Annotated in this window: 17 protein-coding genes; 8 read left to right on the top strand and 9 right to left on the bottom strand. The window is 62.3% G+C overall.

Translation table 11 applies throughout. The features are described from left to right. Positions 1-58 precede the first annotated feature (58 nt). Positions 59-631 (top strand): elongation factor P, encoded by a 573-nt coding sequence (efp, locus tag KG722_RS05850; protein WP_213270657.1) that lies wholly within the window; start codon positions 59-61, stop codon positions 629-631. Positions 632-1,293: 662 nt separating this feature from the next. Continuing rightward, positions 1,294-1,995, top strand: a complete 702-nt coding sequence (locus tag KG722_RS05845) for a response regulator transcription factor (protein WP_213270655.1) — start codon at positions 1,294-1,296, stop codon at positions 1,993-1,995. Here KG722_RS05845 and KG722_RS05840 read toward each other — a convergent pair. Beyond that, positions 1,992-4,673 carry a PAS domain-containing protein gene (locus KG722_RS05840; RefSeq protein ID WP_213270653.1) on the bottom strand — a complete coding sequence of 894 codons (2,682 nt, stop codon included), beginning with the start codon at positions 4,671-4,673 and terminating at the stop codon, positions 1,992-1,994. The genes KG722_RS05845 and KG722_RS05840 overlap by 4 nt on opposite strands. Positions 4,674-4,701: 28 nt before the next feature. Continuing rightward, positions 4,702-5,235 carry a hypothetical protein gene (locus KG722_RS05835; protein WP_213270651.1) on the bottom strand — a complete coding sequence of 178 codons (534 nt, stop codon included), beginning with the start codon at positions 5,233-5,235 and terminating at the stop codon, positions 4,702-4,704. A 380-nt stretch (positions 5,236-5,615) separates the two neighbouring features. Here KG722_RS05835 and KG722_RS05830 point away from each other — a divergent pair, with 380 nt between their 5' ends. Together KG722_RS05830 and KG722_RS05825 are read left to right on the top strand one after the other, a co-directional pair. Continuing rightward, positions 5,616-5,906 (top strand): helix-turn-helix transcriptional regulator, encoded by a 291-nt coding sequence (locus KG722_RS05830; protein ID WP_213270649.1) that lies wholly within the window; start codon positions 5,616-5,618, stop codon positions 5,904-5,906. Next, the gene (locus tag KG722_RS05825; RefSeq protein WP_213270647.1) at positions 5,903-7,222 is read left to right on the top strand and encodes a type II toxin-antitoxin system HipA family toxin; all 1,320 of its coding nucleotides are present in this window, start codon (positions 5,903-5,905) and stop codon (positions 7,220-7,222) included. Before KG722_RS05830 ends, KG722_RS05825 begins: the two co-directional genes overlap by 4 nt. Before the next feature lie 194 nt (positions 7,223-7,416). Here KG722_RS05825 and KG722_RS05820 read toward each other — a convergent pair whose 3' ends face one another. From KG722_RS05820 to bcsA, 4 genes are read right to left on the bottom strand one after another with little or no spacing between them, the layout of a single operon-like run. Beyond that, the gene (locus tag KG722_RS05820) at positions 7,417-8,832 is read right to left on the bottom strand and encodes a PAS domain-containing protein (protein WP_213270645.1); all 1,416 of its coding nucleotides are present in this window, start codon (positions 8,830-8,832) and stop codon (positions 7,417-7,419) included. Then, entirely contained in the window at positions 8,829-11,345 is a 2,517-nt protein-coding gene (locus KG722_RS15400; RefSeq protein WP_213270643.1) for a cellulose synthase subunit BcsC-related outer membrane protein, read from the bottom strand. The genes KG722_RS05820 and KG722_RS15400 overlap by 4 nt, the downstream gene beginning before the upstream one ends. Beyond that, positions 11,342-13,516: a cellulose biosynthesis cyclic di-GMP-binding regulatory protein BcsB gene (locus KG722_RS05810; protein ID WP_213270634.1), complete on the bottom strand. Its 2,175-nt coding sequence runs from the start codon at positions 13,514-13,516 to the stop codon at positions 11,342-11,344. Before KG722_RS05810 ends, KG722_RS15400 begins: the two co-directional genes overlap by 4 nt. Beyond that, the gene (gene bcsA / locus KG722_RS05805; protein WP_213270632.1) at positions 13,513-15,711 is read right to left on the bottom strand and encodes a UDP-forming cellulose synthase catalytic subunit; all 2,199 of its coding nucleotides are present in this window, start codon (positions 15,709-15,711) and stop codon (positions 13,513-13,515) included. Before bcsA ends, KG722_RS05810 begins: the two co-directional genes overlap by 4 nt. A 240-nt stretch (positions 15,712-15,951) precedes the next feature. Here bcsA and KG722_RS05800 point away from each other — a divergent pair, with 240 nt between their 5' ends. Further along, positions 15,952-16,353, top strand: a complete 402-nt coding sequence (locus KG722_RS05800) for a hypothetical protein (protein ID WP_213270630.1) — start codon at positions 15,952-15,954, stop codon at positions 16,351-16,353. Positions 16,354-16,378: 25 nt separating this feature from the next. Here KG722_RS05800 and KG722_RS05795 read toward each other — a convergent pair whose 3' ends face one another. Then, positions 16,379-17,302, bottom strand: a complete 924-nt coding sequence (locus tag KG722_RS05795) for an IS110 family transposase (protein WP_213270629.1) — start codon at positions 17,300-17,302, stop codon at positions 16,379-16,381. Between the two features lie 424 nt (positions 17,303-17,726). Here KG722_RS05795 and KG722_RS05790 point away from each other — a divergent pair, with 424 nt between their 5' ends. Together KG722_RS05790 and KG722_RS05785 are read left to right on the top strand one after the other, a co-directional pair. Further along, positions 17,727-18,023 carry a type II toxin-antitoxin system RelE/ParE family toxin gene (locus KG722_RS05790; RefSeq protein WP_213270628.1) on the top strand — a complete coding sequence of 99 codons (297 nt, stop codon included), beginning with the start codon at positions 17,727-17,729 and terminating at the stop codon, positions 18,021-18,023. Positions 18,024-18,047: 24 nt separating this feature from the next. Next, the gene (locus KG722_RS05785) at positions 18,048-18,353 is read left to right on the top strand and encodes a HigA family addiction module antitoxin (protein WP_213270627.1); all 306 of its coding nucleotides are present in this window, start codon (positions 18,048-18,050) and stop codon (positions 18,351-18,353) included. 209 nt (positions 18,354-18,562) lie between these two features. On the opposite strand, the gene KG722_RS05780 is transcribed toward KG722_RS05785, so the two are convergent. After that, on the bottom strand, positions 18,563-19,426 hold the full coding sequence (locus KG722_RS05780) for a DMT family transporter (RefSeq protein ID WP_213270626.1): 864 nt from the start codon (positions 19,424-19,426) through the stop codon (positions 18,563-18,565). A gap of 368 nt (positions 19,427-19,794) precedes the next feature. Between KG722_RS05780 and KG722_RS05775 the strand changes: the two genes are divergently transcribed. Beyond that, the gene (locus KG722_RS05775; RefSeq protein WP_213270625.1) at positions 19,795-20,127 is read left to right on the top strand and encodes a hypothetical protein; all 333 of its coding nucleotides are present in this window, start codon (positions 19,795-19,797) and stop codon (positions 20,125-20,127) included. A gap of 121 nt (positions 20,128-20,248) precedes the next feature. Here the strand turns inward: KG722_RS05775 and KG722_RS05770 are convergent, their stop codons facing one another. Then, positions 20,249-20,779 (bottom strand): CIA30 family protein, encoded by a 531-nt coding sequence (locus KG722_RS05770; RefSeq protein ID WP_213270624.1) that lies wholly within the window; start codon positions 20,777-20,779, stop codon positions 20,249-20,251. Positions 20,780-20,799 lie beyond the last annotated feature (20 nt).

The raw sequence follows: 20,799 nt of genomic DNA, 5'->3' as shown, positions 1-20,799 counted from the left end.
AAATGGCGCGGAGGCGGTATATAGCGGCCGTTTCGCTCCCGCAACTCAGGAACACCCCATGGCCGTTGAAATCGCAGCGGATATCCGCAGAGGCAACATTATCGAATACACGGACGGCCAGCTCTATGTCGTCCTCAAGGCAGAATCCTTCCGCCCCGGCAAAGGAACGCCGACCACCACCATCGAAATGCGGCGCATTTCCGATGGCATCAAGGTCGTCAACACGTTCAAGACCTCCGAAAAGCTCGAAAAGGCTTTCGTCGAAGAGGTCGAGCACACCTATCTCTACCCGGAAGGCGACAATTTCGTCTTCATGAACTCGGCCAATTTCGAGCAGGTCACCGTGTCGGGTGCCATGGTCGGTGACGGCGCGCCCTACCTTCAGGAAAACATGCCCGTTACCCTGCAGATGTTCAACGGCGAGGCGGTTTCGATCAGCCTGCCAGCGCGTTTCACTGCCGAGATCGTGGAAACAGAACCGGTTGTCAAAGGACAGACCGCTTCGGGCTCCTACAAGCCGGCCATTCTCGAAAACGGCGTGCGCATCATGGTGCCCGCCCATATCGGGGTCGGGACGCGCGTCGTGATCAATACCGAAGACGGCACCTATCTGGAGCGTGCCAAGGACTAGGCCCTGCCTGGCCGAACCGGGAAAACACGCCCAGGACGGCAGGGCGTGTTAGTCTCAATACAATGGATCAAGCCGGTACGGGAGGCTCTGTACCGGCTTTTTCATACCGGAAACTTCCTGCCTGAGAGACGTGCCAACCCGATTGTCCGGCGACGCGGCCAAAGCTCCGGGCCCTTCCCTTTCTGATGAGGTCCGCAACCTCGCGGTTACGGCATCCGTCAGGTTCCGCTCGACCCGCCTGCGCTTCTGCGACAGGCGCTGACCCGCCGGGCATGCACGCGGGAGGTGCATGTGGCGGGGTCAGACAATCGCTTCGTGCCGGATGGCATCGAGAAGCGACGCAAGCGAACCGGAAAGACAGCGCCATGCGGGCTGTGTAGGGGGAGGAAGCTTCGCCGCGCGTCTTCCCGGTCTGCCCGTAAATACGCAGCAGGCAGGATTCAGTTCCACTCCGCGTCCGGATAAAGTGATAAATTATTCAGCGGTCCTGTTAACAGGTTCCCGGCCGGCGCGGTTTCTGGACCCCCCATATGGGTGATTTTGCCAAAGCGCAGAATCCGGCAAAGAATGTTATTCCTCTGTAAACCTGAGGCTGCACAGTTTTACACCACCGCCTTCAGCGCTGACGGGTTTTCAGAAACCGGTCGAAACCGGAGCAGGCAATGCGCATAGTGCTGGTCGATGACGACCCCATGGTCCTCGAAACCATAACCCTCGGCTGGCCAGAGCCGGCCGACGCGTTCCATGCGTTTGACTCCTTTGCGGCCCTCAAGCCCTTCCTCTTTTCGCCGCGCTTCCTTGCCGTCGACTGTGTCATCCTCGATCTCCAGCTTCCCGACGCATCCGGCTCACAGATACTCACTGAAATCCGGGAGATCAGCGATGTCCCGATCATCATGCTGTCGGGTTGGGGCGACCCGGACTTTCGCGCTGATCTGATCAATCGCGGCATCGATGACTACGTCCTCAAACCCACCAGCGCCAGGGAACTGCATGCCCGGGCCAGCCGGATTTTGCGGCGAGCCCCATTGCCCGCCATTGAGGGCAGAGGATCACTCGTCAAGATCGGGAATATCGAATATCTGGCAGCCGAGCATGTCCTGCAGCTGGGCTCATCCCGGACAGACCTCACGCATGCCGAAGCCCGTCTCCTGGATGCCCTTATTGCTGCTGCCGGAAAGCCCGTCGGCCGAGACGGCCTTTATCTTCACGCCTTTGGCCGCCCCTACAAGGAAGGAGAGAAGGTCCTCGAAACCTATGTCAGCCGGTTGCGGCACAAGTTTGAAGAACTCGATCCTGGCGCAGGGCAGGCTCTGCAAACCGCGCGCGGTATCGGATACAGGATCGTCGCCAGAACGCCTTAATGTCCTGATGGCGGGCTTTTTTTGAGGCGGCCCAGCTTCCTGACAAGTTCTTCCCGATCATAGGGTTTGCGAAGCATTTCCGCGCCCTTTTCAAGCGGGCTGCCTACCCCGTAGTCTCCGGGAACGTAGCCGGATGTGTAGAGGATTTTCAGCTCCGGCCGCCGGCGCCCGGCTTCTGCTGCAAGCTCGATCCCGTTCATTCCTTCTCCGAGAATAACGTCCGTAAAAAGAAGGCATATGTCCGGTCCTGTTTCGAGGATTTCCAGCGCGTCGGCTGCCGAGGCTGCCAGGCAGACAGAATAGCCCAGCGCTTCGAAACTATGGGCGGCATGCTCGCGCACGAGCGGGTCGTCCTCTACAATCAGCACACTTCCCGTCTCAGGACCGCGCGCCTCCAAAGGCTCTGGCGCAGGCAAGGCGTCATCCTGCTTTTTCAAAGCCGTTCTGGGGAAGAATAGTCTTACCGCCGTGCCGTCTCCGGGCTGGGACAGGATCAGCACATGTCCGCCGGACTGGCGAACAAATCCATACACCATGCTCAAGCCAAGGCCGCTGCCCTTGCCCGCCGGCTTGGTCGTAAAAAAGGGCTCGAAGGCCCGGCGCAGGGTTTCCTCCGTCATACCCGTCCCGGTATCGCTTACGGTGACGCAGACATAGTCTCCGGCAGGTACCCCTTCCCGCTCCATCCCGGAACGTCCGCGTACGCGCAGATTTTCTGTTGAAAGGCTGAGCGTTCCCCCGTCCGGCATTGCATCGCGCGCATTGAACGCAAGATTGAGTATGGCGACATCAAACTGGCCGGGATCGACCTGCGCGCCCCAAAGATCGCTCGACGGAGCGTGGCGCACGCGGATGCGGGCATCGAGCGCGCCGCGCAAAAGCGCATGAACCGAGCCTGTCCTCTCGTTCAGGCAGACACGCTGCGGCTTGAGCGGCTGACGACGCGCAAATGCCAGCAGGCGGCGCGTCAGGTCTGAGCCCCGGCTTGCCGCCAGATGGATGAGCTCCGCCATCCTGCGAAGCGCCGGATCCTCCAGCTTGTCCCGCAAAATATCGCTGTTCCCGAGAATGACCGTGAGCAGATTGTTGAAATCATGCGCAACGCCGCCGGTAAGCTGGCCCACAGCCTCGAGCCGCTCGGACTCCCTGGTCCGCTGCTCGCTGGCCCGGCGTTCGGTAAGGTCGATCATGGTGCCGATCATCCGTGCCGCGCGCCCGGTATCATCCCGAACGACAAAACCCCGGTCGAGGATGGTTCGTTCGCTTCCATCGTCGCGCAGGAACCGGTATTCGTCCGACCAGCTCTGCGAGAAAGGAGATGAAACCGTTTGACGCAATGTTGCAACCACCCGGCTGCGGTCTTCGGGATGAACCCGACGGCTCCAGGCGTCGAATTCGACTTCAAGGTGGGCGCCAGGCGTGCCCGTCAGTTTGTCAAAGGCCTCACTCCAGACGAACGTGTCTGTGATGACATCCCACTCCCAGACAACATCAGCCGTCGAGCGGCTGACAAGCTGGAACCGGTCTTCATTGATGGCAGCGCGCTTTTCTGCCAGACGCCGGTCGGTAATGTCCCGGGCAACTGCCACCCAGTGCGAATACTTTCCATGGACGTCGGCAACAGGCAGGAGCTCAACGTCCCAGGTTGTCCATTTGTCTGCCGTAACCGGACCAACCAGCTCCAGCCGCAATGACTGCCCGGAATTCAGCGTCGACTCCATTGCGCGCGGGTCAATCTTTGGCTCCGCATATGAAAGGATAAAGGAAAGCGGACGCCCGATCATGTCCTTCTGGGAATATCCCGTAATCCGCTCGAACGCCGAATTGACATACACAATCGGCGCATCTGTTCCGGGAAGGGAGGGATCAACGCGCAGGATCACGACAATGTCGTTCAATCTTTCGATCGAGGCGCCAAGCAGGCGAAGCTGGCCTTCCCTTTGCCTTTCAGCGGTCACATCCTGCACCACGCCTGTTATGACATCGCCAGAATAGGTCTGCGTGCGTTCACCGACACCCTTTACGTAGATGATGCTTCCGTCCTTGCGGGTTATCCGGCGCTCGAACGCATGGTAGGTAACATCGGGGCTGTCGAGCGCTTGAACCGCGAGCGCCGCCTGATCTTGATCATCTGCATAAAGAATTTTTACATAGCTTTCCAGTGTGCCGTCGAATTCGTGTGGCTGGATACCGGCCATGTCATAGAGGCTTGGCGACCAGACGAGCTTCCTGTTGCCGATTTCATACTTCCAGAAGCCGATCTTCAGCAGGCGTTGTGCGACCCTGAGATTGACCTCCTGTTCCTGCCGGCGCGCGAGGCCTTCTTCGGCTTTTTCCCTGTCAGGCCCCAGAGAGTCGACAAGGGTCGCGATGTCCTGAATGACGAGCAGCACGGCCTTGCGCCCATCTTTCTGAAAGTTACGCTGCCGGACCCGGACACTGAAGATTTCGCCATCGCAGCGCCGGTGATTGCGGATTTCCGGCCCTTCGGCCATATCGAGCCGGAACTGCGCCCCTGCCTCATCAATGTCTTCCAGGCAAAGCGCCGGAAATGCAGCAACATCATATCCGTAAGCGGCCGATGCCGCGCCATTGGCCGCCAGAATTTTCCGGGTTTCCGGATCAACGATCAGCTGAGGATCAGGATGATCCTGGAAAAATGCACTTTCTCCAGCCACATTTTCCCCAGCTCTTCCGAATAGAATGTCAGACCGGGTCGCCGTCCCGATGCGAAGCTTGATCAGTAGACCCTGCCCGAAGGAATGGCCACTCCGGAAGACTGGACGAACCAGGCCGCCGGCGAAGGCTGTCGAGGAGGCGCTCTGCCTCCTGCGCTGGTATCTTCAGCAGACCTGCCGCCAGATGCAGCGTCATGCCGCCGCCGATGACGAGGGCAGCAACTTCCCGCTCAGGCATCGGAAGCTGCAGATAGCCGGCATATTGCCTCTCGGGCGGGGGCCGCGCGCCCTGGATAAGCATCGCCCGCCCATGCACTCGGCGGAACACATCAAGCAGTTCGGCAAAGCAGGCATCACTCTCGCGAAGGATGCGGTCCTCCGCCAGGAAGAGCATCAGCGTGTCTTCCACCATGTCATCGACTTCAGTGCGGCTGGACATCAGGCAAAGCGCAAACGCCCGAAGCTGCCGGACCGCGAGCTCGAGAACACCCCGGCTGGCCTCGACACGATGCAGATCGTATTCGAGGTCGATAAACTCGTCCGGCATCTCTGGTCTCTGCATCTTGGCGCGGTTTTCCATGTCGCCACCAAAGCACATCAAATGCTACAGCCAGATGTCCGAATGGTCTAAAAGGTTAAACTGAAACCGGATTGGATCAACTCACCGGCCTTCGCGTGCTGATGCGCGCGTCTGGCGTCAGTTGTCTCACCGACCAAATAGAGAGCCATGCAATTTTCGCGCATCTGAGATGCGAGACAATTCTCAGATCATGATCATGCTCTTCGCGAGATGCGCTGGAACCGGGCCGCATTTATCGATTTAGATAAATTATCCTTCTCACTGCGCCCGACAGGACAAATTTTATTGATTTCGGTAAAACAAGTTGTCCTGAGGCTGATATGGCCGTACTTTTACCGAATGCAATAAACCGGATGATCGGAATGCCTCACGACACAGACCAGGACCGCCTCATCAGGACCGGAGGCCGGATCCGCGCAGCCCGCGGGGCGCGCGGCCTGAATCTGCATGAGCTCGCCCGTCTCAGCGGCATCAGTACATCAGCGCTGTCCCTGATAGAAACCGGCCAGCGTGATCTGCGCCTGACCACCCTCTGCAGGATCGCCGCCGCCCTGCGGGTCAGCGCGGGCGACCTGCTTGAGGAGCGGGAAGACGGCGCCTCCCAGCCTGCCGCCGTCAGGCCCGGCGGGTATGATCTGGGTGACTACACATGAGCAAGGCCGTGCCGGTCTGGTTTGACGCGCTGCACGTCGGCGATGTTAAGGTTGCAGAGGACGGGGCGCTGGGCTTTGCCTATACGTCTGCATGGCTGGCCACCCAGGGCGCCTTCCCTTTGTCCCTTACCCTGCCTCTCCGGCAGGCGCCCTACCCGTCTGACGTGATCTCCCCCTGGCTCGCCAATCTCCTTCCCGAAGAAGAGCAGCTGTCCATCCTGACCCGCTCCCTGGGGCTCGACCGTTCAGACACGCTCGCCATCCTCAACGAGATCGGCGGGGACACGGCCGGCGCGCTCTCTTTCGGCGCGCCCTCCGAGCCGGCGGCGTGGACCTATACCCCGCTCACAGAGTTCTACCAGGAAGCCGATCCTGAAGCCGCCCTGGAACGCCATTTCGATGACCTGCAACATCGTCCCTTTCTTGCCGGGGAAGAAGGCGTCCGGCTCTCCCTCGCAGGCGGGCAGAAGAAATCGGCGCTCGCCGTGCTCGACGCCGGCGGCACGCCTGTTCTGAGGCTGCCGGCCGACGGTGATGTTCTGGCTGTCCCGCGCCACGGCGCGCCCTCGACCGTTATCCTCAAACCGGGCAATCCCATCCTGCCGGGTATCGTCGAGAACGAGACCTACTGCCTGCGCCTCGCGCGGGCGGTCGGCATCCCTGCAGCCGAAGCGTCGATCCTTCCTGCAGGCGGGCAGAAAGCAATCTGCGTGCTGCGCTATGACCGGCGCATCGGCCGGGCGGGCGCGCTGCAACGGATACATCAGGAAGATTTCGCCCAGGCAAATGGTATCCCGCCCGGACGAAAATATGAGCGCGGCACAAGGCCAGGGCCCGATCTGGCAACCCTGCTGCGGACAGGCCGTCAGCTGCCGCCAGCCGATGCCCTCTCATTGCTCGATCAGACGATCTTCAACATTCTCGTCGCCAACACCGACGCCCACGCGAAAAACTACTCCCTCCTTCTGCCTGTAGGAGCAGAGCCGCGTCTCGCGCCGCTCTACGATGTGTCCACCGTCCTCCCCTGGCCGAATGTCGTTCAGTACTTCGCCCAGAATATCGCCGGGAAGCGACGCAAGCCGGGCGAGGTGGGCGCGCATCATTGGGATGCCATTGCAAAGGCAGTCAGTTACCGCCCGGCCGATGTCCGCAAACGGGTAGAGGAACTTGTGGACCAGTGTGTCGCCAGGAGGGGCGGCGTAACCAGGGCCGTAGAAGCGCTGCCCGGCAGCGCAGCCGGTTATGTCGAACAAGCCGCTGGCCTTATCGAGGAGAACGCACTGCGCATCACCGGACGGCTCCGGAAGGCTGTTTAGATCTCCGGCGCCTGTGGCCCGCAGCAGAGAAGCTCGTTTGCCAGCCGGCCTGAAACCGGAGCGGCGAAAATCTATAGTCTTGTCTTTATGCTTGTGATTTGAAGGCGCGCGGTCGGTGGGCGGCCCCTTGCTGACTGCATGCACGCCTTTGCATCCGGTTTTTCCCCCTTTGGACAGACCCTTCACGCGGGCGCTTATCCGGTGGCTGCCTGAACCCTTCTATCGGTCAGCCCACTGATGGCTTGCTTGAGCGCGCCGCCATCGGCCGCTTCCAGGGTCTGGACCAGAACGATCCGGGCGGGGCGCCCCTCGGCATCCCCGATCATCCGGCCCCGTTCCAGGACCTGGACCCACAAGCCTGAAGGCAGACGGACACGGATGCGGTGTTCGATATCCTGCGCAGCCCCGTCCAGCATCAGCTGGTAAATTTCGCGGGCGCTTGCCTGATCCTCGGGATGGATGCGGGCAATCCAGTCAAAAGCCTCTTCTGATGCAGGCTTCAATCCGCGGGCAAACCGCTCGGCCCAGCCATCAGAATAGGTCACCCGTCCGTCGGCGACCGACCAGTCGATCACCCCGGCGTCCAGCAGGTTGCTGCTTGCCCTGGCCTGGGCCAGCGCCAGGTTGAGATCCTCGGTATCGCGATCTTCCCGGCGCCATTCATTCTGGATCAGCGACAGCGCCAGGACCAGCGCCAGCAGCGTGGCCCCGGCGAGCGCCAGGAATTCCCACTGCCGGGCAGCAATTGCGCTCTGCACCGATGGCTCGGTGCCAATATAGGCCAGATGCAGGCGGCCACCGGCCACGGGCCGGAATTCCAGAAGGGTGCCCTGCTCTGCGCCGGCCACTTCTTCGCTGACAAGTGTCTCTTCCGTATAGAGACGCTGCCCATTGGCAGCGCGCGTGGCGAGCGATCCGTCTGCCGCGGAAAATCCGTCCTTCCCAGGCGCGCTGGACAGGACGATCGCGCCATCCACATTCAGAAGCGCAGCCCGCGCGCCGCGCGCTGCCGGGGGCGCCGCATCGAGCGCGGCCCGAAAGGCGCCGGCGCGCAGAATGAACACGACCGGGACACGTGCCCCGGAAGACAGCTCCACAGCGCTGAAATACGCAGCCCGGTGGCTGGAAATGCTGGCGAAATCAAGCTGCAAGAGCTCACGCCCTGCCCTCTGGCTCTGGGCGGGCGGCGCCAGACGGCCCACCGCATCGGCAGGCATCTGCCCGAATACGGAGATAACCCCGCCCCTGCCATCCATCACCGCAATGGCGGAAACCGGAGACGAGGCAAGGATCTCGCCAACCTTGTTTCTGGCCGCGCGCAGCGCGCTGGCGGAAACATCCGCGCCCAGCGTTCCAGCCACCAGTGGCAGGGCGCGTTCAGCGGCCGCATCGATACGGGCAAGCTCTGCCTCGGCAGCGAGCTGGCCAGCGGACGCCGCATCGGCAAGATGGCGATGGCTGGCGGCCACATCACTGCGTACCGCAATGAAAGCATAGAGCAACATCCCCAGCACCAGCCCGCCGAAGGTGACGGCCTGAAGCGCGCGCACCAGAACCGGATCATTGCGCTTCAGGGCGGCAAAGGAAGGAGAGATCGTCTGAGAGGTCATGGCCGAATCCAGGAGCCAGGTGAGAAGGGATCTGTGGCAAGGTCTGACGGCACAAGCGCTGCGCGCCCGCCGGGCACCCAGACAAGGCCGATCCCGGTGCGGACATCTTCAAATGCCCTGGACGCGGTGACCGACACATTGGCAGAAATAATGACATCGCGGCTGAGTTTGCGGGCCAGCGAGAGATCGAGCGAGCCGGCAAGGCCCGCACTTGAGCCGCCCCCGAGCGCTGTGGCCGGGCCGGAAAGCACCGGGAACTGAACACCGGCATCTTCGCGGACATCTTCATAGGCAAGCGCCGCGTCTGCCTTCACGATCCAGTCCTTCAGCGCCTGCGTCCGGGCGTTCAGCGACCAGCCGGCGCGATGGAATTGCTGCGGGCTGAAATAGCCGCCATTGCCTGCCGAATAGAAGTTGGTGTTCCGGTCATAGGCCTGGAACTGGTAGAACGGGCCGGTGACCAGATAGTCAAAGCCCTTCGCGCCGATGGCCTGCGATGCGGACAGGCCTGCCGAAACCATGGTATTCTCAACTCTGCCGCGCCCTTCGATCGAGGCGGCGGACACTTCTGCCTGAACCGCGCGCCCCCCGCCGGCATCGAACCGTCCGCGCACCAGTGCGCCGGTCTCGGCGACGGGGCCAGTATCGGCCCCCGCCGGATCTGCATTGCCGGAGAAAGACAGCAGACTGTCTGTTCGCGGGCGAACATAGGCCCGCACTTCGGCGCTGTGCTTACCGAAACTGCGAACGGCGGCCACTTCGCCGGTGACCTCAGCCCCTGGCGCGCTGCCGACTGGCATCAGGCCGATGCGTGCGGCAAGGCTGGTCTCCCCTTCCCTGGTCCAGGCAAGGTGGGGGGCAGCGAAGGTTTCCTCGCCGGCGCCGCCATTGTCGATCTTGTAGAGGGTAAGGCCCGCTTCATACCGGCTCGTGCCACGCACGGCTTCAACGGAGGTGACAGAAGCAAGCCCGGTCATCTTGTTCTCGCCCGGCGCGCCGTCCTGCTCGCGCAGGGTCAGCGTCTGGCGGTAAAGGGTGCGCTCTATTCCGCCCAGGGCAGCATAGGTTTCGGGCGCCAGCGCACGGGCGGTCAGATAATCGCCTGTATAGAAGGCTGCAGAGGCATACTGGGCCTGCACTTTCTGGCCGAGCGGCCCGCCAACCGCGCGGGCGACAGCTTCGGCCGACCCCAGCTTTCCTGCCTTCTGCGCGGCGAGGGCAAAACCTTCCGCAGCCTCCTCATCGGGCACCGCGCGGTAAAGGATGCTGAACGACGTGGCGGCGCCGCTGGCATCGCCCGTCTGAAGCTCAGCCCAGGCAGCGCGCATGTCGGCTGCGCGGCGCACCGACGGATAGGCCGCGGCTTTGCGGGCAAAGGCAAAAGCGCCGGCAAAATCACCGCTGTCATAAGCAGCTCCGGCGGCATCCAGCAGGGCGCCGCCACTGATTGCTTCGGCCTCGGCGGCCAGGGCGGGGTCAAGCCGTGCAGCCCGGCCTGCCATGTCGGCGGCGCGCCGGGCCTGGCCATGATCGCGAAGCAGGCGCGCCTCGCCCAGATCTGCCTGAGCCAGAAGGTCTGTATAGGGATGGCTGGTGGTCGCAGCGGAAATGACCGAGCGGGCGCCGGCAAAGTCCTGCTGCTTCAGAGCAGCCAGGATGAGGCCGCGGCGCGTGGCTGCGTCGTCAGCAGGCGCCAGCGCCTTGCTGAAATGCGTGGCCGCGCGGGCGGCATCTGTTTCCAGAAGTAGCCAGCCCGCCTCAGCCAGAAGGGCGGCATCCCCCGAGCGCTCAGCGATGGTACTTGCCGCGTCCGCATCGCCCGCAGCCTTTGCCGCGGCAAATTCCAGCCGGGCTTTGGCCTGCACCAGCCCCGCATGGGCCTTGCGGACCTCCGGCACATCGCTGCCGGAGAGGGACGGCAGCTGCACCAGAGCAGAGAGGCCCTCTGCGTTCAGCGTCCCGGCGGCGCGCACTGCCAGCGCGGCGACCTGCGCGGTATCGCGGCAGATAGTCAGCTCACGAATATAAAATGCCTCAAGGCCCGGCAGATCTTCCACCCCTTGCAGCGAACCGGCCCGGGCCCAGAGATGATCGGGCCGCTCGCACCCCTGCGCGGGCGGGGGCGGCAGAAAGCTGAGCACACCGCTCCAGTCTTCGGCGGCCAGCGCTGCGCGCAGCTTCTGTTCCCGCTGTCCGGATGAAATGAACTCCACCAGGCCGGCCGGCGCCTGCCAGAAGCCATACCGACCGCGCAGAGCCTCCAGGCGGCCGGCGGCCTCTTCCCATTTTCCTTCCGTCCCCAGCACCCAGACGGCGTTGATATCTTCCCCGCCCGGCTCTGCCTGCGTCAGAGGGGCCGGCCCGGCATCCACGGCCATATCTGCTGCAGGAATACCAATGGAGAATACCCCTTCCCGCTTCATATCCGGCGCAGCCTGCGCGCTCATGCCCAGAGCGAGCATGGCGCAGGCGCCGGCCAGACAGCCGCGCAGGGAAGCGACCGGCCTGATCACTTGCCGCCGATCTGCTTGCGCATGTGACGTGCGATCAGGGCGAGGCCGGCAGCCATGGCGAACAGGATCGTGGCGATCGAGAAGATCCAGGCCCAGGAGCCACTGAGCCCGGCGATGCGCAGCCGCTCAACCGACGGGCTTCTGCCGAGCGTGAAGCCGGCATCTGCCTGCGCCCAGACAAGTGTGGCAGCGTTTTCGCGCCACACCGCGGCGCCGCCATTGAGCTGGCTCCAATGGCTCGGCTCGACCAGGGAGCGCACAGAGGCCAGCAGTTGCGCATCGGTTTCTGCTGTGACCACCATGACCAGACGCCCGTCATGCGCGGGAGATTCGCCGCCGGCCAGCAGGCCGTTGTCGCCAAGGTCCACCAGGTTCAGCTGACGGCTGAACCCGCCCGCTTCAGGCAGTTTGAGCGTCTGCAGTGGCTGGAAGCCGCCGAGCTGCGGCCGCGCGCCGACCAGCAGCGTGTTGGCATCGGGCAGGTCGAGCCCGATCCCGAAATCCGTTTCTGTAAAGACTGTTCCGTTGATCTGCCCAAGGCGTGCTGCCAGCGTCCAGACACTGGCCATCGTCTCGGCAGACGCGTCCGCCGCCCGGATCGTCATCGGCGCGTCCTCAAGCCCGGTGAAGGGATAACCGGCCTCGCGCAGCAGGGCGAGGTTTGGCAACTCGGCAAACTGGCCGGCCGGCGGCAGGGTCAGGGTCGAGGTGCCCTTCAGGGTGAAGGCGAGATTGCGGGCGTTACCGGCCGCGCACGCCCCCTGTTGCGGAGACGACAGTTCCACCTGGAAATCCACCGAGTTCCAGCCGGGGCGCAGCGAACTGGCCGGCAATTCAACTTCATAGCCAGGTACGACTTCGCCATCGGAATTGGTCAGGCGCACGGCCCGCTCAAACGCGCCATTCACGAGAATGTTGACCACGGAGCGATCATCAAGCCCGGCGCCATAGGCAAAGTCGAGCATCAGGATCGCGTCTTCATCTGCATCAAAGCGGACATCTGCCGGAAGCGCGAAGGAGAGCCGGGCACTGCCCTGCTCCTGACCGAGAACGGCGGCGCCATCCAGGCCAATATCGCGGAACACATATCTGGAATCGGCGCGCAGCGGCAGACGCCCGCCGCTTGCGACAGCCCCGGGCACGTCCGACGCCTTGATGATGGCCGAAGGGGTGGCCGAGAGCGGGAAGCCGTCCGATGCCAGGGTGCGCAGCGCGCCTTCGATCGCCTCCGGCGTATGTCCGGCGGCAATGATCAGGAACCGCGACGGGTCCGCCGGCGAGGGACCGATGGAGAGCCAGGAGTCGCCTTCCCTGAGGGCCGCAAGACCGGCAGGGGCAAGCCCTGCAAGCTGCTGGGGCGTACCGAAGGCGATGACATCCTGCCCGTCCCCGTCACTATCCCGACCAAGGGCGGAGAGCATCGAGATGTCCGGAAGCCGGTAGCCCAGCCGGTTACCGACGGCCTGCGAGGCCAGCGCGCCCCAGCGCAGGGTCTCGGCATCTGCCCCGGGCGTCAGAATGCCGAGCTTGTCGACCCCGCCGACACCGGCAGAAACCACCGCGCCCAGATCGGCCAGCGTCGCGGCAAATTGCGGGCGCGCATAGATGATCTCGACATATGAGCGAGACGTGTCGATCTCGGTCCACAGCTCGGCGGCGCTGTTGTCCTGGCAGTCGAGCGTGTAGCGCTGAACCGCATCAATGCGCAGTGCGTTATAGCCAGCCCGCAGCATTAAGGGGTCAAGCACGACCTCGTTGATCGCAGCGGCCCGCTCTGTCACGCCGTCAAGCTGACCGATGAACTGGCCATTCATGCCGAGCCGGATCTGCGGGCTTTGTCCCTGCTGGGAGCGCCCGCTGACATGCCGCAGGATGACCCGCGCTTCCTTTATGTCAGCCTGCGGGGCAACCGCGAAGGACACTTCCTCGCTCGCATAGGAGCCCGCCAGGTGAATGGCGCCGGGCCCCGCGCGCAGCGCCGCCAGCGGCAGGCGGGCGCGCCAGAGACCGTTCTCGAGGCGCTCGGTCGAAACCCGGGGATTTTCCCGGTAGCGGGCATAAATGTCCAGCGTCGCTTCTTCGGCAACCGGCTGGCGGGCATAGGCCGGGGCCTGGCCGAGCGACAAAGCGAGCGTCGCCGCAATGGCGGCAGAACAGACGAAAGACTTCATGAGCGTAATTCCCGTGTAATGACGCGGATGTGGCTGACCGCCTGAAAAAGGCTGGACTGGATGAGACGGGCGATTTTCGCGCCCATATCTTTGGCATTGGCGCGGGTATCGCGAAACTGTTTCCAGTTCTCGCTGCGCGCATACATCAGGGTGACGACAACGGCCCATTGCTCGCGGGTTTCGATGACGAAGCTCAGGCCGAGCTTCTGGCCTTCGGGCGCATCGAATACCGAAAGCACCTTGAGCTTGAGCATCGAGGCACTCGACGCGCCCAGCTCCCTTGCATCCACGGTCAGCATGTCGCCGACGCTGACCTGCCCGCCCGCGCCGTTGGGGATGAGACAGCCCATGCCGGTGATCGACACATCCGTCATCTGCGCGGCTACGTCCCGGCCCGCCTGCGCCAGGCGAACGTCCCGGCTGATTTCAAATCGCGGGAAAGAGCGCTGCTGCGAGCGCTCGTACAATACGCCGAGGGCGGCGATCAGCAGCAGGAGGTGGAAGGTGTTCCATAGCAGCAGCACCGTGATGACACCGGCGCCGACCGGATCCACAAACAGGCGCACCAGCCCCGCCACCTGCCCCAGCCCGACCAGCGCGATGAGGACGTAAAACGGCCGCGCCAGAGGTGAAATGAAGTTCTCGCTCAGATTCTCGCCCTTGGGCGTCACGGCAAAACTCGGCGCGCGGGGATTGCGCAGCACCTGGAGAATGGCACCCGAACAATGGATCGACTGGACAACTTCATAAAGTTCGGAGGCAAATGCCCAGCGCGTATGCCCGTAAAGGATCGACGAGAGCATCAGGGCACCGACGATATGCGGCAGGCCATAGATCAGGAAGTCGGAGAAGTCGCCAACATAGACCTGCACGCCCAGCAGCAGATAGAGCAGCGGCGCGAGGATGAACGTCAGCCGCGCCAGCGGGAAGAACCAGTAAAAACAGGAATTGAGATAGCCGATGCGTTGCGAAAGCGTCAGCCCCCTCTTGAGGAGGGGGTTCTTCAGAAGGAAGATCTGGATCATCCCCTGTGTCCAGCGCATCCGCTGAACGATGAAACCGGAGAATGTCTCGGGCGAAAGACCCGCCACCATGGGCCGGTCTACATAGACGCTTCGATAGCCCCGCGCGTGAAGCTCCAGCGCGGTCTCCGCGTCCTCCGTGATCGTATCGCCCTGAATGCCGCCGATCTCCATGATCAGCTCGCGCCGCAGCACGGCCGCCGACCCGCAGAAGAACGACGCATTGATCCCGTCAAGCCCGCGCTGGATGACCGAATAGAACATCTCGTTCTCGCTGGGCATCTCGCGGAATGTGCCCAGATTGCGCTCAAGCGGATCGGGGTTGAGGAAAAAGTGCGGCGTCTGGACGAGGAAGACTTTGGGGTCTTCAACAAAATACCCCACGGTCCGCACAAGGATATCCGCCGAAGGGACGTGATCGGCGTCGAGGATCAGGATCAGCTCGCCGCTGGTCCTGGCCAGCGCGGCGTTGATGTTTCCGGCCTTGGCGTGATCGTTCTTTTCCCGCGTCAGATAGTGCGCGCCCAGGCGCTCGCACATCGCCTTGAGGCGCTCATGCCGCTCTGCCGCTTCCGCCGCCTTGACCGGGTCTGCGTGTGCCCGCTTGGCCACCGTCCCGCCATCGTCGAGAAGATAAACATTCATCCGGCCTGCCGGGTAAATGACATTCAGCGCGGCCGTCAGTGTCACTTCCAGCAATTCATCGGGCTCGTTATAGCTCGGCACCAGAATGTCGACCGTGGGCGACCGGCTCGCCGATACCGGCGCAGGCCGGGGCGGGCGTTTGTAAACGTCAACCGACAGGAATGTGGACAGAAGCAGAAGGACATAGCCATAGCTCTCTGCCCCGAGCAGGAAGATGCCCCCCGCGATCGACAGCGCCGAGTCTGACGGCATCGTCTCCGTGACACGCCAGATCATGTAGCGCGTGCTGGTGAAGATGATGAGCAGCGCCACGAACACGCGAAACGGCCCGCCCGTTGGGCGCAGCCAACCCATCACGAAATAGGTTGCAATCGTCAGGATACAGAGTTGCGCCTGGATTGCATCCGGCACGGGCGCGGCCGCAACAATGGCAATCAGGCACAGCGCGGCCAGCCCGCTCACCGTTTTCAGTGACGCAAACCGGGCGACCTGCAGAGGGATCTGCCGTGATGTCGTTTCACGTGCCATGGGCGGACCTGCTGGTAACTTAACCAGTTACCAGCATGTGCCCGCCAGCCATGAAGTTTGGACTAAATTCCTATCCTTCCGGATAGCAGTGTGTAAACCTGCAGCCCGGATTCATACACCCGGTAAACCGCTCGCCCTCCCGCGTTAACGCCTCACCCTCACCCGCCACCCTGCCCGCTGCTGGAACAGGCGCTCGGGTCCGTCTACGAATACTTCCCGGACAAACAGGCCATTCTGGCAGTGATCATCGACCGGCATCTGGCCGCTGGGGAAGCCATGCTGGCAGATGCGGCCAACGGACTTTCTGGGCGCTTGGAAATTGATGACATTGTCCGTGCTTTGGTATTTGGGTTCATTCGCCTGCATCAAGATGATCCGCGCCTTCATCGCGTCCTTGCCGGCGAGGTCCCGATTTCGTCCGCCCAGCGCGAGCGGATCAAAGCTCTGCGCTCCAGAATCATCGCTCTTGTTGCTAAGGTCCTTTCGGAACATGTCAAAGAAGCTGAACTCAAAGCCACGCTTCTCGTCGATACCGCGGATGCGCTTACCCATAGGTGGATTGTTGACCAGGTCGCCTTGCCAGCATCGGCAGACATCATGGTCGCGCAGGCATCGAAAATGTTGAAGGGATACTTGTCTTGATAGCTTGCGGGGGCAACTGTGTTCCTCATAGAGCGATAGGAGTTCGGTTTCTGATCATCGCGTTGAGGATTACCAGGAGCTGTCGTCCGACGGCGATGAGGATCGTCTTGGGCGCCTTGCCCTTCTCCTTCATGCGTTGTCGCATTGCGATCAGAGCCGGGATGCGCCGGGATGCCGAGAGTGCCGCGATATAGAGGGCCTCGCGGACCTTTCGTCGTCCGCCCCATATCCGGCGTTGCCCGCGCCACGTCCCGCTTTCGCGTGCATGGGGCGCAAGACCGGCAAGGGAGGCGATCTTTCGCCTGTCGAGTCTGCCAAGCTCTGGCAGTTCGCCAAGCAGGGTGGCGAGCACGGTTGGTCCGATGCCGGGAACGGCTGCAAGAAGCCGGGCGTCATCGGCCAGGGCCTCATCCTCTTCGATCAGGTTTCTGATTTTGTTGTCCATGGCTTCGATCCGGCGATCGAGGATGCGGATCAGGCTGTCGATATCCTTGAGGATATCTCGCTGGCCGGCGCTGTGACGGCGGACCTTTTCGGCCTTGCGCATGTCGACCAGCTGTCGACGTCGGCGCAGGTAGTCGGCCAGCTGTATGCGGGACGGATCAGGCGTGACGGTGATGGCAAGGTCGAGGCGCAGGCCCATTTCTGCAAGGATGCGGGCGTCGACCTGATCGGTCTTGGCGAGGACGCCAAGGGCACGGGCAAACTCGCGGGCCTGGCGCGGATTGACCCGGCTGTAAGCTACGCCGCCGGCACAAAGTCCGGCAATGAGATCCGTGTCGCAACCGCTTGTGGCCTCGAAGACGACACGGCATCCGGGAGGCAGGCTGGCAACCCATTCCTCAATGACTTCAGGGGAGTTGTCGATCCGGCTGGCAAGGCCGTCCGGCAAGATGTGAAGGTCAAGACAGGCACGAGAGAGGTCGCACCCAATAATAATTTCTGGCATGGTGAAAGCTCCTGTCCATGTCATGCGGGATCTGCCGTCCCAAGCAACTGTTCAGGTTAAACATCACGCAGAGGGGACCCTTGCTCCCACGCGGGCTCGTGACCCTGGGGGGGGACGGGCTCCCCTCTGCAACCCCGTGATAGCAGATCTTCAACAGACAGGGGGGGGCCTGTAGCAGGCACCGAATTGATCGGTCGAGCTATCAGGGACCGAAAGCTGGATGTCTTTTTTGAGGGCGACAACAGTCATACGTTACCGCCTGGTCAGTCGGCCGCGTTTGGCCCATTTCAGCCGGCTGATGATTCGGATAGGGGGGGCATCATCCCGAAAAGTCGTTCTAGCGATGAGGCAAGAACTGATTGAGCGCGCCTCAGCCGATTGACAGGTGACCCATGGAGTGGTACATTTACCACAAGGTGAATGATTGATTGTCAGCTTCCGGGATGGGTGGTTACACGACTTCTTCGTCGACGATGTGTCGTCTCGGAGAATTCCATCTGATATTGATCGGCGATTGTTCAGGAAGCTCCAAATGATCGATGACGCCGTGACGGATCAAGATCTTCGGGTGCCACCGAGCAACCACTTCGAAAAGTTGCGCGGCAATCTCGAGGGCTGGCATTCGATCCGCATCAACCGTCAGTGGCGGCTGATTTTTCAGTGGGATGGCGCGCGGGGCGAAGCCTCGAACGTCTACCTGGACGATCATAGTTACAGATAGGTTCAGACGGGAAGGACAGGCGATATGTTGATGACCAAACGCAAGCCGGCTTCGGTCGGCGAGATCTTGATCGAGGAGTTCATGGAGCCGCTCGGTCTGACCCAGAGCGCCCTTGCAGAGGCGATGGGTGTGCAACGCAAGCATGTCAACGAGCTGTGCAATAACAAGCGCAATGTTACTGCGGCAACGGCTTTGATACTTGCGCGAGTTTTTTCCAACAGCCCGGATTTCTGGTTGAACGTGCAACGTCGGACGGAACTCTGGGAGGTTATGCATGATCCAAAAGAGCAGACGCGAATCAAACGTGCGAAACCGTTGAAGGCTGCATGACTGACGAGGGTCGATGTCCGGCCTAGGTGAGGCTCAATCTGATAGTCTCGTTGCGCGCCCACTGCTGACACTCCGGATAAGTCGGCGGGCGTCTATTGTCGGCGAACTGCCGTCGGGTGCACGCTTGGCAGCCCTATGACCGGATTGAAGAGACCCTGCCAGTCGCGGCCATCGATGATCAGGGCCAATGCGGCGACTGGACATACCCTTCATCGCCTGGAAAAGAACCTCTGTTCCGGCAGACTTGCCAGGGCCACTCCGCCCAAGACCAGAGCCGCAGAAAGCCAGTACTGTGGCCCCGGGACCTCGGCCAAGAGGATCGCCCCGCCCAGCGCAGCAATCACCGGCACCGTCAATTGCGCCGCCGCTGCCCGCCCGGCCCCCAGCGCGGGCAATATCCTGTACCAGAGCGCATAGCCCAGACCCGAGGTGACCGCGCCCGACACCGCGGCCAGTGCAACCCCGACCGCGTCCGGCGCGCCGTCCCCGGCGATCAGCCACAGCGGCAGGACCAGCGGCGCAGCAAGAACGAAATTCCATGCCGTTTCTGCCAGCGGATCGGTGGCATGCCTCCCTGCCAGGGAATAGACCCCCCAGCCGATCCCGGCCGCCGCCATCAACCCAAGCGGCACAAGCGCCACCCCGCTGTCCCCCGGCGCCGCAATCAGGGCCAGGCCAACAAGTGCAAGTCCGGCACCTGCCCAGCGCCGCGCCGGAAGTGCTTCGCCCGACCTGAGCGCGCCCGCAAACATCATGACTTGCACCGTGCCGAACAGAACCAGCGCCCCGGTTCCCGCATTGATCCCACGATACGCTAACGAAAATCCGATGAGATAGACCGCGAGCCCGAGCACCCCGGCAACCCGTCCCTGCCGCCCCGGCCAGACCAGCGCGCCACGCTGCAAAAGAAGCAACGCCGAGAGTGTTGCTGCCCCCGCCACGACCCGCACGAAGGCGAAGTCCACAGCTTCAATGTGACCTGCTCCCACCGCCCAACGGTTCAGCACCGAGTTTGCGGCAAAGGCTAGCATCGTCAGGGCAGTCAACAGGCACAGGCGCATCGCCGACATCATTTCTGGCTAATCCGGCCCGAGCAAGCCCGGACAGCAACCAAAGCTGAATCGTGATCCGACGCGATCCCTCCGGAATGATCATCGCGAGACAATCGCTTTGGTCGAGCGACCACAATCGGCGGTCTCCAGCCTGGTTTGCGTGAGACGGTCGAATGACAGGATTGATGTGACGCTGCCGGTCGTCAGCGACGTAGATCGGAGCCAACCTGGCCCATTTGAGCCGGTCTGAAGCCCGAACCCGCCCCTGCCTGTCGTCGACGGTCACTCTCGGAGCATTCCGGCGACGCTGCGGCAGCAGACCACAGGTTTGACTGAGGTCCACCTGGACTTGCCGACCGTATCAGAGAGTAAGCTAAAGGAGCACGACCATGACGACTTTGAACCATAGCGGCGTCGGCCGTTTACTTCTCTGGATGTATGCCGCGCCTGTCCTGGGCTTCTGGGTAATGCTGTCATTTCTGCCGCTCGCCGGAGTGCTCATCGACGGCGCGACCCCGCTCTCGATCATCGGCGATGTTGCATTCTTTGCTTGCGGCTTTGGCGGTCTTTTCTCGGTCTACCTGCTGACGGTTTATTTCGCCGCGGGACGAGAACACAGAACGCTGGTTCAGGGGGTCATGCGGGGACGCATCGGACTTGTGTCCGCCTATGCAACACTCTGGCTCTCAGGCTACTGGCTCTTTAAATACCTCGTAGTTTGAGGTGTTGCGTTTCGCCAGAGTTCGGCGATCTTTCGCCGGGTAGCAGCACCCCAGCCTGCTGATGACCTGGCCCAAAGCTTAACTCACGGCACTCGCGGCGAGCAGCCGACCAAAGTAAGACCTAACGTTCGACGCTGATTGATCTGACGGCAATCGCAAAGTTGCCATCGACATTGTCTGCAATGATGACGCCAAGCTCGGTAACCTGCGCGGGCACAAACTCACTGGCCGGAACGCTGCGGCCGAAAACAGTGGGTGCGAAATCGCTCAAGGGAATTCGGACAGTCGCCCACTCGCCCACTTCGCTTACCGGGATCGGCGCTTGATACGAAACATAACGGCCCCTGAAACGGGCGTCGGTTTGCGCGATCAGCCTGTAGGCACGTCCATCGGACTTTACCGAAAGAACCAAGGCCCGGCCACCTTCCAGCGCGCCGGGCTCTAACTGGCGGCGCACCGAAGAGAAACCTCCTCCGTTGGTGTTGATCAGCCCGGTAAAGACAAGTTGCCCTGCCTCGACAACACTTCCGCCCAGAGAGCGGCCGCCCATGACATCGTCGTTGACGGTTCGCCAGGCGCGAGCCTCTTCCGGCGACTGAAAGGTGACCAAAGGTGAGATGGTTGCTTTTTTCGGCGAAGCGGAACTGGTCATTCCTGAAACCATACAGGTTA

Origin of the sequence: Hyphomonas sp. (assembly GCF_018402285.1) — a bacterium.
Taxonomy (GTDB): domain Bacteria; phylum Pseudomonadota; class Alphaproteobacteria; order Caulobacterales; family Hyphomonadaceae; genus Hyphomonas.
Note: the sequence above shows the minus strand (reverse complement) of the source record. Positions and strands in the feature narration are given on the sequence as shown.

Bases quoted from the DNA above. Each gene is read 5' to 3' on its own strand.
- efp (WP_213270657.1), top strand. From the start codon at position 59: ATGGCCGTTGAAATCGCAGCGGATATCCGCAGAGGCAACATTATCGAA.
- KG722_RS05845 (WP_213270655.1), top strand. From the start codon at position 1,294: ATGCGCATAGTGCTGGTCGATGACGACCCCATGGTCCTCGAAACCATA.
- KG722_RS05835 (WP_213270651.1), bottom strand. From the start codon at position 5,235: ATGCAGAGACCAGAGATGCCGGACGAGTTTATCGACCTCGAATACGAT.
- KG722_RS05830 (WP_213270649.1), top strand. From the start codon at position 5,616: ATGCCTCACGACACAGACCAGGACCGCCTCATCAGGACCGGAGGCCGG.
- KG722_RS05825 (WP_213270647.1), top strand. From the start codon at position 5,903: ATGAGCAAGGCCGTGCCGGTCTGGTTTGACGCGCTGCACGTCGGCGAT.
- KG722_RS05820 (WP_213270645.1), bottom strand. From the start codon at position 8,832: ATGACCTCTCAGACGATCTCTCCTTCCTTTGCCGCCCTGAAGCGCAAT.
- KG722_RS05810 (WP_213270634.1), bottom strand. From the start codon at position 13,516: ATGAAGTCTTTCGTCTGTTCTGCCGCCATTGCGGCGACGCTCGCTTTG.
- bcsA (WP_213270632.1), bottom strand. From the start codon at position 15,711: ATGGCACGTGAAACGACATCACGGCAGATCCCTCTGCAGGTCGCCCGG.
- KG722_RS05795 (WP_213270629.1), bottom strand. From the start codon at position 17,302: ATGCCAGAAATTATTATTGGGTGCGACCTCTCTCGTGCCTGTCTTGAC.
- KG722_RS05785 (WP_213270627.1), top strand. From the start codon at position 18,048: ATGTTGATGACCAAACGCAAGCCGGCTTCGGTCGGCGAGATCTTGATC.
- KG722_RS05780 (WP_213270626.1), bottom strand. From the start codon at position 19,426: ATGATGTCGGCGATGCGCCTGTGCCTGTTGACTGCCCTGACGATGCTA.
- KG722_RS05775 (WP_213270625.1), top strand. From the start codon at position 19,795: ATGACGACTTTGAACCATAGCGGCGTCGGCCGTTTACTTCTCTGGATG.
- KG722_RS05770 (WP_213270624.1), bottom strand. From the start codon at position 20,779: ATGACCAGTTCCGCTTCGCCGAAAAAAGCAACCATCTCACCTTTGGTC.